Genomic DNA, 14,320 nt, shown 5'->3' with positions numbered 1-14,320 from the left:
AGGGCTCAAAAGTCTAATATCTCGTTACGAAGCTTTGCGTCAACAATCTTAATTGAACCGCCGTATACCGAACGGTACGTACGGTGGTGTGAGAGGTCGGGAGTTAATCGCTCCCTCCTACTCGATTTGTTTGCTAGAAAATCTGAGTGGCGTTTGATTTCATCTCTCGCCTATATGAAGTAGTAGGTGATACGGTAGATGAACTTTACAAACTCCTAGTTCAATTTGCACTTTTTTGAAACTACTAAAGCTTAATTCTTCTATTCAGTTTATAATTTCATTCATGTCATTAAAGTAATTAATTTGTAATTGACTTACTATTTTATTTGTCTTACAATATTAAAAAGAGATATTTTATAACAGTCAGACTACTGAATGTCTAGATAAGTGTTATAAAACAGTAAACTTTTCCAACGGGAGGGACGCTTATGAATTATGAAGAAAAACTTGAAGGTTTAGGCTATAAACTTTCAGCACCATCAAATAAGCGCATATTTGAAGATGGGGTACGCACCGGCAATTTGATTTTTGTTTCCGGTAACGCAGCAAAGGTAGATGGGGTTTTAAAATATCAAGGAATTGTAGGAAATACAGTTACAGTCGAAGAAGCACAAGATGCAGCGAAAATTGCATTCGTTAACTGTCTGGCTACTGTCCGGAATATGACAGGGAGTCTTAACTCAATTCGAAAAATCGTCAATATTAAAGGGTATGTGGCGAGTTCACCAGACTTCATCGAGCAGCCGGAAGTCATGAATGAAGTTTCAGCCTTGGCCATCGAAGTGTTCGGTGAAGTAGGAGAGCATAGCAGAGTTTCCTTGGGGGCGAGTTCTCTTCCCGGAGGGACACCTGTAGAAGTAGAAATCATTGTTGAAGTAGAGTAAAGGAAATTGGGCAATGGATTTGAAATGAAATTGAAAATGAAAAGGGGAAAATAATTATGGAAAATGTATTAGTTAAATCAAGGACAGAAATGCTGGAAGATTTACCACTCGGAATTAAACAATTATTTACGAGTATTACGCATTTAAAAGAAGGAGAAAAGGTGCTCGTCATTACCGATGAAAACAAGTTGGAAATCGGTGAATTTGTTTACAAACATGCAAAAGAGTTTTTTGAAACGACTTTGATTGTAATGCCGACAAGAGAAGGGCATGGAGCCGAACCGACGGAAGCTGTACGAGCTGCCATGAATAATTGTGATGTGGCTTTCGGAGCGACAACGTATTCGATGTATCATTCAAAAGCGAGATTAGATGCTAGTAAGAACGGTCGTCTGCGTTGGATTGGGCTACAAGACTATGCTCTACACATGTTTGAAGAAGGTGGATTAACTGCAGATTTTGATGAAGTTACTGAAGTGGTCAATCGAGTTGCTCCTCATTATAAAGGAAAAACATTCACACTTACTGCCCCTGGCGGAACGCATATGGTGTGCAGCATTGAAGGAAGAGACCCTGTATTGGATCATGGGACAGCCACTGTGCCCGGAGCTGCTTCGTTTCCTCCAAACGCAGAAGTTGCATTGGGACCGGTTGAAGGGACTGCCAATGGTGTATTAGTATTTGACGGCAGCATTCCACATCCATTATTAAACCTTATTGAAGAACCGATCACATGCGTCGTTAAGGATGGCTTCATTACAGAAATACAAGGTGGTCGCGAGGCGGATATTTTACGTAAACTATTGGCGGAATTCAATGATCCGACAGTCTATAATATTGCTGAACTGGGACTTGGGTTAAACAAAGAAAATATCCTTTGCGGCCATATGGCACCTGACGAAGGCTCTTTCGGCAACATCCATATTGGAATCGGTAAAAACTTGAACTTTGGCGGTCATGTCAATTCACCGCTCCATCTTGATATGGTAATAAAAACGGTGACTTGTGAGATTGATGGTCGAGTTATTATGAAAGACGGAGAATTGCTTGTCTAATAGATGAATAAAACCTCTTAGTATGCAAAGTGGTTCTCTCAAAAGAAGACAACAGGACGTACTAAGAGGTTGCCAGTAATTCGTACGCTCCAGTTGGTAAGCGCTTACATGGATGCTTGATTCGGAAATAATCATACAAGGGTGAGGATATGAGGATGATTAGAAAATATTCAGCTGCCGTTTTATGCATGATCTTAATGCTAGCCTTAGCCGGGTGTTCCACTTCTGTGAGTAGTGAAGAATTAAGGAGTAAACGAATTATCAGCATTGCGACCGTACAGCCGGATGACCACCCGATAGCACTTGGTTTACAGGCTTTCAAAGAACATGTGGAGGAAAATCTGGGGGACCGGTACGAGGTGAGGATTTTCCATAATGGGGTAATTGGCGGAAACTCTGAAGTGCTTGAATTACTGCAGATGGGCTCGTTGGACATGGTTGTGACGAGTGGAAGCAATCTCGAAGCATTTGCAGATGAATATAAGATTTTCAGCTTACCATACTTGTTTAACGATGAAGCAAGTTTCCGAGAAGTCATGGAGAATGAAGAGTTCGTCAATGAGATTTATAACTCAACGGTCGATAAGGGCATTCAGGGCGTTACCTGGTTTGCTAATGGCGTAAATAATATCTACGCCTCAAAGAGAGTTGAAAAGCCCGAAGACCTTAAAGGATTGAAGATTCGTGTTCAGTCCAGTGAAGCGAATGTGAAGATGGTTCAAGGCTTTAATGCAGCAGCAGTCGTTATGGCGTATGGAGAAGTATATACCGCCCTGCAGAATCGTGTCATTGATGCTGGAACGAACCCTGAGATGGCACTTGTGAAGATGAAACATGGGGAAGTGGCAAAATACTATTCTCGTACGGAACACCAAATCTTTACAGACGTGTTCGTCGTAAGTACGAAATTCATGGATTCCTTGACAGATGAAAAAGAAGTGTTTCAAGAGGCGTTCAAGTTAAGTACACAAGTTGCCAACGGAGAATGGGACAATCAAATTGCAGAAGCGATTGAGGAAGCAGAAGAAATGGGCGTCGAGTTTATTACCGTCGACAAAAAACCATTCGAAGAAATGCAGCAGCCTGTCAAAGAAGCTTTGTTGAAGGGAAATCCAAAATTGCAAGAGTTGTATGACCTGGTTCAACAAATCCAGAACTAATGGAAAGAAGATGATAACGATGATCAAGGTGAGAAGCATTTTAGATAAATCGCTTGCTGGGATATGTGCTTTCCTCTTAGCTTTCATGACATTTCTAGCAACGTACCAAGTGATTACACGATATGCCTTTAAAACTCCTAGCACAGTGTCGGAGGATTTGTTGAGCTATTCATTTGTATGGGTTTCCTTGCTTGGCGCTGCACTTGTATTTGGGAAAAAAGATCATATGCGATTGTCCATTATTCCAGATAAGTTAACAGGAGCATGGGGCCTTGCGCTATCCATCTTTACGGAATTGCTGATTATGGTCATTGCAGTCATTGTCTTTCTAATGGGAGGAAAGGATTTTGTAGGAGTCGGTGCCATACAGGCTTCGCCTACTCTAAACATAACCTTGGATTGGATTTATATGATTCTTCCGATCAGCGGGATATTGATTATCGCTTACAACATCTTGAATATTATCCAAGCTGTCCAAGAGTATCACGGAGATGGAAAGGAGGAATTCCAATGAGTGTAGCAGCTTCAGCGGCTCTATTGATTCTTGTGACACTGGCTGTTTTATTACTCTTAGGTGTCCCAATTGGAATTACATTGGTTGTTGCATCGATATTAGCCATTACACAATCATTAGGTTTTTCGTCAGCTGTTCCTTCTTCCGCGTTAAAGATGTTTCAAGGAATTAACATTTTCACCTTATTGGCAATTCCTTTCTTTATTTTAGCCGGAAATATAATGAATAAAGGAGGGATTGCGCTCCGGCTCATCAATTTTGCGACAGCTTTGACGGGGAGGATTCCCGGCTCATTAGCTCATACGAACGTTGTAGCGAATATGTTGTTCGGATCCGTCTCCGGTTCCGGGACAGCTGCAGTATCTGCAATGGGGACAATTATGAGCCCTATTCAGAAAAAGAAAGGGTATGACAGCGACTTCACGGCTGCTATTAACATCGCAACTGCACCAACGGGTTTATTGATTCCTCCAAGTACAGCTTTGATCACCTATGCGCTGATCAGTGGGGGCACTTCCGTGGCGGCCCTTTTCCTCGGTGGGGTGATTCCCGGCATACTATGGGGGCTTAGCTGTATGGTTGTTGCATTTTTTTATACGAAAAAAAATGGCTACGTTGATAAAACACCAATCTCACTAAAGGATTTTATTACAGTCACACTGGAGGCAATTCCAAGCTTATTATTGATCATTATCGTTATCGGCGGAATTGTCGGCGGTATATTTACGGCTACAGAAAGTGCTGCAATTGCGGTCGTTTACAGTTTGCTGTTATCAACGATCTTTTATAAAACATTAAAAATAAAAGAATTGTATAGCATTTTAATTGATAGTGCAAAGTTGTCGGCAATCATCATGTTTTTAATTGGTGCGTCAAATATATTGGGTTGGGTCATGTCGTTTACGGGGATTCCTAACTTCTTGGCTGATGCAATTTTGGGGATATCAGACAATCCAATTATCATTTTGCTCGCAATCAATATTCTATTGCTGTTCGTCGGAACGTTCATGGATTTAACACCTGCAATTTTAATCTTCACGCCAATATTACTTCCTGTCTGTATGGCGTTAGGCATGACACCTTTGCATTTTGGAATTATGCTCACGTTCAATCTATGCATTGGAACGATAACTCCGCCTGTCGGTAATATTCTGTTCGCCGGCATTAAAGTGGCCGATCGAAAGCTTGAAAAGGTTTTGCCGCATTTATTGCGCTTTTACGGTGCTATTTTCGTAGTGTTGTTGTTAATAACTTACATGCCGTGGTTTTCAACATTCTTACCGTCATTGGCTGGATATCGGTGATCCAATTAAGTGATTCCATTCAACTGGGCGCCGTTGTTTTCTGAATTTATGAAAATAGCATTTGACAGACTAATTTAATTGTCTTACAATAAGACATATAGAAAGTTACTATTATATTTGAAGGGTGGAATTTACATGGCAACGTCAAGAGCAAAGGCACCGAAAGGAATATTAGGGTTTTCCGTAGCACCAATGGATGCAGAAGGTAAATTGGATTTAGTTGGACTGGGGAAGAATATTGAGTTCTTAGTGGAAGAAGGGTTGTCTTCAGTTTTTGTAGCTTGTGGCGCGGGTGAATTGCATGCGATAAGCAATGAAGAATATAGATCCATGGTAGAAGTGGCTGTTGAAAAGACAAAAGGGAAGGTTCCTCTCTATACAGGAGTCGGCGGCAACATTACGCACGCGTTGGAGCAGGTGCGAATTTCTGAAGAGCTTGGCGTAGAAGGGTACTTAATCTTACCACCGTACTTGATCGAACCATCACAGGATGGCATTTACAATTACTTGAAAGAAATTATTCAAAGCTCGGATTTGAATGCGATCGTCTATCAGCGCGACAATTGTATTTTTGAAGCTGAAACACTTCAAAAGCTGTGCGAACTACCGCAACTCGTCGGGTTTAAAGACGGTATTGGAAATATGGAAAAGAACGTGGAATTCACACACCTAATCGGGGACCGTCTGGAGTGGATCAATGGAATGCCGCTTGCGGAAGTGACGATGGCAGCGTATGTGAACTTAGGATTCACATCGTATTCGTCAGCGATTTCCAACTATATCCCTCATATTTCAGCAAAATACTATGAGGCACTTCTTAGCGATGACAAAGAATTGGTGGATGAATTGTATAAGGATGTCATTTTCCCAATTCACCGTATTCGTAAACAGAAGAAAGGCTATGCTGTTTCGCTTATCAAAGCGGGCATGAAAATCGTCGGTCTTCCTGTCACTACGAATGTTCGAGCGCCAATTGCTCCTGTCGAAGATGGGCATTATGAAGAGTTGAAAGTCATTATCGAAAAGGCATTGGAAAAATACCCTGCTAAAGTTACAGCGGTCTAATAGGAGGAAATTATGACAACTACAACAGAAGCAAAAACAAAAACCTACTTGAATTACATTGACGGTGAATGGGTCGCGTCTGAAACAGGCAAAACAGGCGTCAGTAAAAATCCGGCTCGAAAAGACGAAGTGGTTGGTGCCTATCAGCTTTCCAACAGCAATGATTTCGACAAAGCGGCTTCTGCTGCGCGCAGAGCCCAAAAAACATGGCGCAAGCTGACCGGTAATGTACGAGGAGATTATTTGTTGAAAGCTGCGTCCATTATGGAAGAGCGTATCGAAGACATTGCAACAGCGATGACTCTCGAAATGGGTAAGACGTTCCCGGAAGCGAAAGGCGAAACGGCGCGTGGCGTAGCGATTTTACGGTATTATGCAGGTGAGGGAATGCGATCGGTAGGCGATGTGATCCCTTCGACTGACAGTGAAGCGTTGATGTTCACGACGAGAGTTCCAGTAGGGGTTGTCGGAGTCATAACACCATGGAACTTCCCGGTAGCCATTCCGATTTGGAAGATGGCGCCTGCTCTCATCTATGGAAACGCTGTTGTCCTTAAACCGGCAAGTGAGACAGCGGTGACGAGTGCGAAAATCATCGAGTGCTTACATGACGCAGGTATTCCAGCCGGCGTAGTGAACTTGGTGACAGGTTCCGGATCTCTTATCGGACCGGAAATGGCGAACCATAAAGAAATCGATGCCATTACATTCACAGGTTCGAATTCGGTTGGCAAACAACTGGCACAAATCGCCGTTTCAAGAGGCATTAAATATCAACTTGAAATGGGTGGGAAAAACCCTGTAATTGTTGCGAATGATGCAGATATAGATTTGGCGGTTGAAGCTACGATCAGCGGAGGATTAAAATCATCCGGGCAAAAATGTACAGCGACTAGCCGTGTAATCGTTCAACAGGATGTATATGAGGAGTTTAAAGGGAAACTGCTTGAAGAAGTGGCGAAAATCACTGTCGGAGACGGCATGGATGCAGGAACGTGGATGGGTCCAAGTTCCAGTCAAAGTCAGTTGGACACAGTGCTTTCCGCGATTGAAAAAGGGAAAGCGGAAGGGGCCACACTTCTCCTCGGTGGAAACGAAGTGAAGAAAGAAGGATTGAATGGCTACTTCGTGGAGCCGACTGTATTTGAAGATGTATCTTCTACTATGTCGCTCGCGAGGGAAGAAATTTTCGGTCCGGTCCTTGCCCTGATGAAAGTGGAGACAATCGAAGAGGCGCTTGAATTGGCGAACGACTCGGAATACGGACTAAGTGCTTCCATTTTCACAACGAACATTAGCAATATGCTGGCGTTCATCAATGAAATGGACGCAGGTTTAGTACGTATCAATGCGGAAAGTGCCGGAGTTGAACTGCAAGCTCCGTTCGGCGGCATGAAGCAATCCAGTTCCCATTCACGCGAACAAGGTCAAGCTGCAAAAGAATTCTATACAGCGATTAAAACAGTGTTTATCAAATAAGGTGAAAAAGCAGGAGTAATGCGATACGTCTAACTCCTTGTCTTTAAAATATAAAAGGATAGGCCAGCGAAACTCGTTGGTCTCTCTTCTGTTTATAGAGATAACCTACTATTGAGGAGGATACCATTGCGTTTTATTGACGAACAAGAAATCAGAAGCCTCATAACAGTTAAAGATATTATCGATACAATCGAAGAGTATTATTTGAATGACGGTGAGAGCAGATCGTTAATTCCAGATCGTTTGTTCATCAATGACGACGACAATTCCGCTTTGCTCATGCCGTCTTTTTACGAGGATTATTTTGGGGCGAAAGTAATTGGAATCGCGCCTGGAAATGCAGAAATCGGTGAAGCGACATTACGGGGCATCTTTTTATTGAATGATAGGAAGACAATGAAACCGCTTGCTATAATGGACGCTCGAACGATCACTGCCATGAGGACCGGTGCTGTCAGTGGGGTGGGTATGAAGTACTTGGCGGCAAATGATGTGGATACGGTTGGTGTAATCGGTACAGGAGACCAAGGGTGGAGTCATTTACAGGCGGCATGTGCTGTCAGACAAATAAAGCGGGTTTTGGTGTATAATCGTAGTCAGGAAAGACTTCATCCTTTTATGGAGAGAGCGAAAAAGGAGTTCCCAGCAATCGGCTTTGAAATTTCTACTCCTGAAACGATTTTGTCAGAAGCACAACTCATCATTACGACAACAACTTCAACTGACCCAGTCATCCTTTATGATGGATCCGTGGACCTGACTGGAAAGCATTTCGCGGGTTCAGGTGCATTCAAATCATTCATGCAGGAAATTCCTGACGCCATCATCAAAGAAGTGGATCACCTCTACGTCGATACGCACGCCGCGTTTTCCGAGTGCGGCGAGATGAAGAAAGCCAGAGAATTCGGCCATAGCGAGGAGACGGTTCCTGAACTGAAAAGCCTTGTACAAGGTGGGGAAAATGATGAGATGAAGCAAAAAACAACGCTTTTCAAGTCTGTAGGCATCTCCATTCTTGACATCCTGACGGCGAAATTGGTCTATGAACGAATGACGAGCACTGTAAGAGTAATTTAGAAATGAAAGGAGGAGCCTATGAAAGAATATAAAATGGATACAGTCCGCAGAAGCACCCTTTCACAATTGGTATTGGAACAGATTGTCCAACTGCTCATGAGTGGACAACTCAAGCCTGGTGATAAGTTGCCGGCGGAAATGAATCTGATGGAGCAGTTTGATGTGAGCCGACCTGTTTTACGTGAAGCTCTAAGCTCGCTGGAGACCTTGGAAATAATTACGAGAAGGCCGCGCGGGGGGACATTTGTCAACGAAAAAGTCGGCAGTAACCCATTTAAAGTGATGCTCGCCTTATCCATCAATAATGTTCCGGCAGTTATTGAAGCCCGGATGTCTTTGGAGTTGGGACTTGTCACCATCGCCGCGGAAAAAATAACAGACGACAAGCTTGAGCTGTTAAAAGAAACCATCGACAGTATCCAAGCCAATCCAGAAGGCGACTATGGTCGATTGGACAAGGAATTCCATCGGATCATCGCACAAAGCGCCAACAACCCGGTTGTTGAAGGAATGATTGAATCACTGCTGATTTCCCACGAAAAAACGGATAGCCTAATTCCGTACCGTGAACCTGACGTCACTGTGGAACATCATTTAGCAATCTACGAGGCGCTGAAAAACAGGGATCCTTATGAAGCATTCAAACAAATGTATAAGCATTTGAGCTTTGTCAGAGCTAAACTTTTGGATAACGTTGAAAAGGAATAGTGGGAAATAGTCCGCATTTGGCTGCGGGCTTTTTTTAATGATTTAATAATGCAAGCATGGACGGATCATTTCACCGTTCATGCTTTTTTGGTGTTGGGAAAAATCTATAGGGAACTGTTCATGAATTTTTTTGAATGATACTGTGTCAAAAGATATTCGAGTTGAATAGTATGAAGGATGAACGTCTTGTGGCAACGAGGGGTTCAGCAGAGCTATGACAATTCGCTGTAAAGGAGAGAATTATGCCTATTGAAGAAACGATCAGTCTGCATGATTTGTTTAGAGTATTAAAAAGGCGGTCAGTATTCATTATTAGTACGGCCCTATTCGCAGTGATACTAACTGGAATTATAAGCTACCTTTTCTTGACTCCTATTTACCAAGCGTCAACACAAATCCTCATCAATCAAAAACAGACGGAACAAATCCAAGTTAATTCGCAGGATATTCAGACGAATATTCAACTCATTAATACATATACCGTCATTATCAAAAGTCCCGCAATTCTTACGAAGGTCATTGAAAATCTGGACTTGGATACAACACCGGCTAAACTTGAAAAAAAGCTAAAGGTCGAAACTACACAAGACTCCCAAGTTATTAAAATTAGTGTTAACGATCCGGAACATTATAGATCTGTAGATATAGCCAATACAATTGTAGAAGTTCTCCAAGAGGAAATCCAAATACTAATGAACGTTAATAACGTTTACATCCTCTCGCCAGCTGTCTATCTCGAGAAACCGATACCTGCTAAGCCAAATCCGTTACTTAATATGACAATCGCGGCTGTCAGTGGATTGATGATAGGAGTCGGAATGGCGTTCCTCATAAATTATTTAGATATGACGGTTAAAACAGAGCGTGACATTGAAGAATTCTTAGGATTTCCGGTTATTGGGATTGTAAGTCCTATTTCAGAAGTGGATGTCAATAAAATAAAAGGGTTATTAGGTCGGATATGGAGAAGGGGAAGGCAGGATGTTTAAGAAGAGAAAGAAGAACACACAAACAGCGTCACGTAAACTTGTTACGAGAGATGCTCCTAAGTCCATCACTTTAGAACAATTCCGAATTATTCGAGAGAATATTAATTTTTTGAGTCCGGACAAAAAGTTAAAGACTCTTCTTTTCACTTCTTCTTTTTCTGGGGAAGGTAAGTCGACAATGGCAGCAAACGTCGCTATTGTTTTCGCACAAGCCGGGAAGAGAGTACTTCTAGTTGATGCGGATATGAGAAAACCTACGACACATTATACGTTTAAATCGACAATCTCACCTGGCTTATCCCATCTATTAACAAAGCGAAGGGCTTTGGACGAGGTAATCAAAAGAACCCATTTCAAAGGGCTGGAACTTGTTACTTGTGGGAAGATGCCTATAAACCCCGCTGAACTCCTTAGTTCAAAAGTAATGGATGATCTGATCGTTGAAATGAAATCGAAGTATGACATCATCGTCATCGACGCACCTCCAATTCTGTTAGTTGCTGACGCCCAAATTCTTTCAAATAAATGTGATGGAACGATCTTAGTCGTCAGTTCTGGAGCTACTGAGAAAAACAATGCTAAAAGGGCGAAGGGATTATTGGAGAATTCTAAGGCTAATGTATTAGGAGTCATTTTGAACAATTACAAACTTGAAAAAGGCCATTACTATTACAACTACAATAGTGCTAAAGAGTAAATGTCCGTGTCAGTCTATACTCTATTATTGCTAGGAAGGTGAGATGAATGATTGACGTTCACTGCCACATCTTGTTTGGTGTAGACGATGGACCGAAAACAATAGAGGATACAATACGTATCGTGGAAAAGGCAGCGAAGGAAGGAATCACGGACATGGTTGCAACACCACATGCATTCAGTCCGCATTACCATGTTCCAAAAGAAGAAATAGAAAGTCAAATTCGACTTCTTACAGGTTGCTTAAAAGCAGGGGGGTATCCAATCAACCTTCACACCGGACAGGAAGTACGGATTCACGAAAATGTCATTGAAAAAATAATAAAAAATGAAGCGATGACGCTTGCAGGATCACGCTATCTGTTACTCGAACTGCCATCACAATCTATTCCTCTTTATACAATAAGCGTTATACAAACAATGCTTGAAAATGAAGTCATACCAATCATTGCTCACCCTGAAAGGAACAGAGCTATAGCCGAGAAGCCCGCGCGACTTGAACGGTTAATTCGGCAAGGTGCGTTTGCACAAGTGAATGCAGGAAGCCTATCAGGTCAGTTCGGGAAAAGTGTTCAAAGACTTTCAATGCAACTTGTCGAAGCAAATCTGATTCATACATATGGATCGGATGTCCATGATACAAAAGCGAGGCCATTATTGTTCTATGAAGGACTCAGCTATTTGGAAAAGAAGAAAAAACACGATAGTATTGACCTCCTTTTGAAGAACAACAAATGTATTTTACATGACGAGCCGTTTATCATTCTAGAACCGGAAGTTCCGGTAATAAAAAAATGGTGGAAGTCAATTGGCTAATTTGCTGATAAGGAATTTATATCATGTATAGTGAGTATTCCGTAAAAGGGGAGACTATATTTAAAGATGTCAAATTTCACTCGAGGGTATTGATAGATTTTCATTGGTGAGAAATCGGTGGATTGGAAAGGAGGAAGTAATGAAAACAGAGGTGTTGTATGTCTTTCCTTAAAACGATTTAGCGGAGACCATATTTACGAATGTAAATGACAGATGACCTTTCCGTCCGGGAAAGAAGATAGGAATGTGAACGAAAAATAAAGAGCAAAGAAGGACTCGCCATTAAAACTATGAAGAAAACTGCATTGATCCTGATGGTTATTGCTGTTTTATCAAAAATAACAGGATTTTTGCGTGATATTACTTTATCATTTTTTTATGGTGCAACTTCTATTAGTGATGTTTATATTATTTCCATTACAATCACATCGGTGTTATTCAGTCTCATTATTTTAGGGGTTTCAACAGCGTATATACCTATGTTTAAACAAATCGAGCATGAAAAAGATCATCATTCCGCATCTGTCTTCACAAACAACCTCTTAAATATTGTCTTACTCATAACTACAGTCGTCATCATCATTGGACTTTGTTTTTCTCATGTATTAGTAAAAATTTTTGCATTGGGATTTGATGGGGAGACATTGAAAACTGCAGTTCTGTTCACACGAATTGGATTGTTAAGTTTATTTTTCACGAGCTTAACACAGCTTTTTATAAGTTATCTTCAATTAAAGGGAAAATTCATTATACCAGCAATGGTTGGCTTGCCTTTTAATATAATTATTATGATTTCGATTTTCATCGGTTATCAATTCAATATGATTTACTTGGCCATTGGCAGTGTATTCGCGGCTTTCGTTCAGCTGCTTTTTTTGCTTCCGTCAATAAGGAAAACAGACTATCAATATATCCCGATTTTAAACTTTGCTGACAAAGATATTAAGAAATTAGTAGTTATTATTATTCCAGTAATGATTGGCATTTCAATTGATCAAATCAATTTGATGGTGGATAAAACCCTTGCCTCAACACTAATTGAAGGTGGGATATCTGCTTTAACTTACGCCAGTCGATTGAATGATTTTGTTCAAGGGATTTTTGTCCTATCTTTTGTCGCGGTAATGTTTCCGCTTATTTCAAATATGGCAGCTGAAAAGAAAACTGAGGATTTTAAGGCATCCATTAATGATGTGACTTCAAGTGTAATACTTATTGTTGTGCCAGCAAGTATTGGAATTATGATTTTGGCAGAACCAATAATTCGATTACTTTTCGGGCATGGACATTTTGATGAGCATGCAGTTGAAATGACATCTCATGCATTATTCTTCTATTCAATCGGGATGATCGGCTATGGCTTTCGCGAAGTATTAAATCGTACATTCTACTCGCTCCAAGATTCGAAAACCCCTATGTATAATGCTTCTATTTCAGTCGCATTAAACATTGTATTAAGTTTACTATTATCTTCCTATATGGGTATTGGTGGAATTGCCCTTGCAACAAGTATTTCTGCTCTGTTCTGTTCAATTTTATTAGCCATTCATCTTCGGAGAAAAATAGGGTCATTTGGATTAAAAGGAAACTTGGTCATTTTCATAAAGGCGACGATAGCATCTACAGTTATGGGGCTAATTGTTTACATTCTGAACGAATATCTATTGTATGGATGGAATGAAGTAGTCAAAATGATGCTTGTTGTTTGTATTGGAAGTGTTGTTTATTTACTCGTAATTATTCTTTTTAGAGGCCAGGAATCTAAAAAAATCATTAATTTCTTTAAAAGTTTGTTGAGAAAATTATGCCCTTAAATGTGCCTAAAGTATTTGTGTGAAAGTGAATATAATAGCATATACGCATGAATATTGAATAGATAGTCATAAGCTATTTCCGGAGGGGTGAAATTTGGAAAAAGAAAGTCAACATAATGTTCAATTGAAGTCTATGGAAGTCAACAAGTATCAAATTATTAAGAGGACTTCTGACATTATTGTAAGTTCTATGTTAATATGCTGTTGCATTCCCGTATACCTTATTATTTCATTTTGGGTCGCTATAAGTTCGGGTAGACCAGTTCTTTTTAAACAGATAAGAACAGGGAAGGGATTTCGGCAATTCACAATTTATAAATTTCGGAGTATGGAACAGACAAGTCATCTTAGCGATAGACATGCATATTGTTGGAAAGAAGGCGTGCCAGATCATTTTATGTTTAAAACGGATTTTGACGAAACTGTCACCACGGTTGGTAAAGTACTAAGGAAGTACAGTTTAGACGAGTTGCCTCAACTGTTCAATGTTTTAATAGGAAACATGAGTATCGTAGGACCTCGACCAGAAATCCCTCAAATCACTAAACATTATAGCCTCTATCAAAGCAAACGTCTTATGGTGAAACCCGGCATGACCGGGTATGCCCAAATTAATGGACGGTCAGAAATTAGCCATGGTAAAAAAATTGAGTTTGACATTTACTATGTAGAAAACCAATCATTTCTACTTGATATCAAGATCATATTGTCGACAATAGTGCTCGTAGTGAAGGGAAGAGGAGCATTTTAATGGAAATA

14 protein-coding genes are annotated in these 14,320 nt (G+C 40.8%); all 14 read left to right on the top strand.

Annotated elements, in window-relative coordinates:
- The first annotated feature begins 428 nt into the window (after positions 1-428).
- A complete protein-coding gene (locus tag M3191_RS14055) occupies positions 429-884 on the top strand; it encodes a RidA family protein (protein ID WP_251700998.1) in 456 nt (151 codons plus the stop codon).
- A 56-nt stretch (positions 885-940) separates the two neighbouring features.
- Positions 941-1,939: an aminopeptidase gene (locus M3191_RS14050; RefSeq protein WP_251700997.1), complete on the top strand. Its 999-nt coding sequence runs from the start codon at positions 941-943 to the stop codon at positions 1,937-1,939.
- Positions 1,940-2,094: 155 nt separating this feature from the next.
- The gene (locus M3191_RS14045; RefSeq protein WP_251696786.1) at positions 2,095-3,099 is read left to right on the top strand and encodes a TRAP transporter substrate-binding protein; all 1,005 of its coding nucleotides are present in this window, start codon (positions 2,095-2,097) and stop codon (positions 3,097-3,099) included.
- Between the two features lie 19 nt (positions 3,100-3,118).
- Positions 3,119-3,613, top strand: a complete 495-nt coding sequence (locus tag M3191_RS14040; protein WP_251696784.1) for a TRAP transporter small permease — start codon at positions 3,119-3,121, stop codon at positions 3,611-3,613.
- Entirely contained in the window at positions 3,610-4,917 is a 1,308-nt protein-coding gene (locus M3191_RS14035) for a TRAP transporter large permease (protein WP_251700996.1), read from the top strand. Before M3191_RS14040 ends, M3191_RS14035 begins: the two co-directional genes overlap by 4 nt.
- A gap of 135 nt (positions 4,918-5,052) precedes the next feature.
- The gene (gene kdgD / locus M3191_RS14030) at positions 5,053-5,982 is read left to right on the top strand and encodes a 5-dehydro-4-deoxyglucarate dehydratase (RefSeq protein ID WP_251700995.1); all 930 of its coding nucleotides are present in this window, start codon (positions 5,053-5,055) and stop codon (positions 5,980-5,982) included.
- 12 nt (positions 5,983-5,994) lie between these two features.
- On the top strand, positions 5,995-7,461 hold the full coding sequence (gene gucD / locus M3191_RS14025; protein WP_251700994.1) for an alpha-ketoglutaric semialdehyde dehydrogenase GucD: 1,467 nt from the start codon (positions 5,995-5,997) through the stop codon (positions 7,459-7,461).
- Between the two features lie 126 nt (positions 7,462-7,587).
- Positions 7,588-8,538: an ornithine cyclodeaminase family protein gene (locus M3191_RS14020; RefSeq protein WP_251700993.1), complete on the top strand. Its 951-nt coding sequence runs from the start codon at positions 7,588-7,590 to the stop codon at positions 8,536-8,538.
- Positions 8,539-8,556: 18 nt separating this feature from the next.
- Positions 8,557-9,246, top strand: coding sequence for a FadR/GntR family transcriptional regulator (locus tag M3191_RS14015; RefSeq protein WP_251700992.1), 690 nt, complete (start codon positions 8,557-8,559; stop codon positions 9,244-9,246).
- A gap of 248 nt (positions 9,247-9,494) precedes the next feature.
- Complete coding sequence (locus M3191_RS14010; RefSeq protein WP_251701007.1) at positions 9,495-10,235, top strand: Wzz/FepE/Etk N-terminal domain-containing protein; 741 nt, start codon at positions 9,495-9,497, stop codon at positions 10,233-10,235.
- On the top strand, positions 10,228-10,932 hold the full coding sequence (locus tag M3191_RS14005) for a CpsD/CapB family tyrosine-protein kinase (protein WP_251700991.1): 705 nt from the start codon (positions 10,228-10,230) through the stop codon (positions 10,930-10,932). The genes M3191_RS14010 and M3191_RS14005 overlap by 8 nt, the downstream gene beginning before the upstream one ends.
- A gap of 47 nt (positions 10,933-10,979) precedes the next feature.
- On the top strand, positions 10,980-11,747 hold the full coding sequence (locus M3191_RS14000) for a tyrosine-protein phosphatase (protein ID WP_251700990.1): 768 nt from the start codon (positions 10,980-10,982) through the stop codon (positions 11,745-11,747).
- A 290-nt stretch (positions 11,748-12,037) separates the two neighbouring features.
- A complete protein-coding gene (murJ, locus tag M3191_RS13995) occupies positions 12,038-13,561 on the top strand; it encodes a murein biosynthesis integral membrane protein MurJ (protein ID WP_251700989.1) in 1,524 nt (507 codons plus the stop codon).
- Positions 13,562-13,694: 133 nt separating this feature from the next.
- Complete coding sequence (locus M3191_RS13990; RefSeq protein ID WP_251701006.1) at positions 13,695-14,312, top strand: sugar transferase; 618 nt, start codon at positions 13,695-13,697, stop codon at positions 14,310-14,312.
- Positions 14,313-14,320 lie beyond the last annotated feature (8 nt).

The organism is Sporosarcina luteola (assembly GCF_023715535.1).
In the GTDB taxonomy this organism is placed as follows: Bacteria; Bacillota; Bacilli; order Bacillales_A; family Planococcaceae; genus Sporosarcina; species Sporosarcina luteola_B.
The sequence above is the reverse complement of the archived record's forward strand: the minus strand, read 5'-3'. Positions and strand labels throughout refer to the sequence as shown.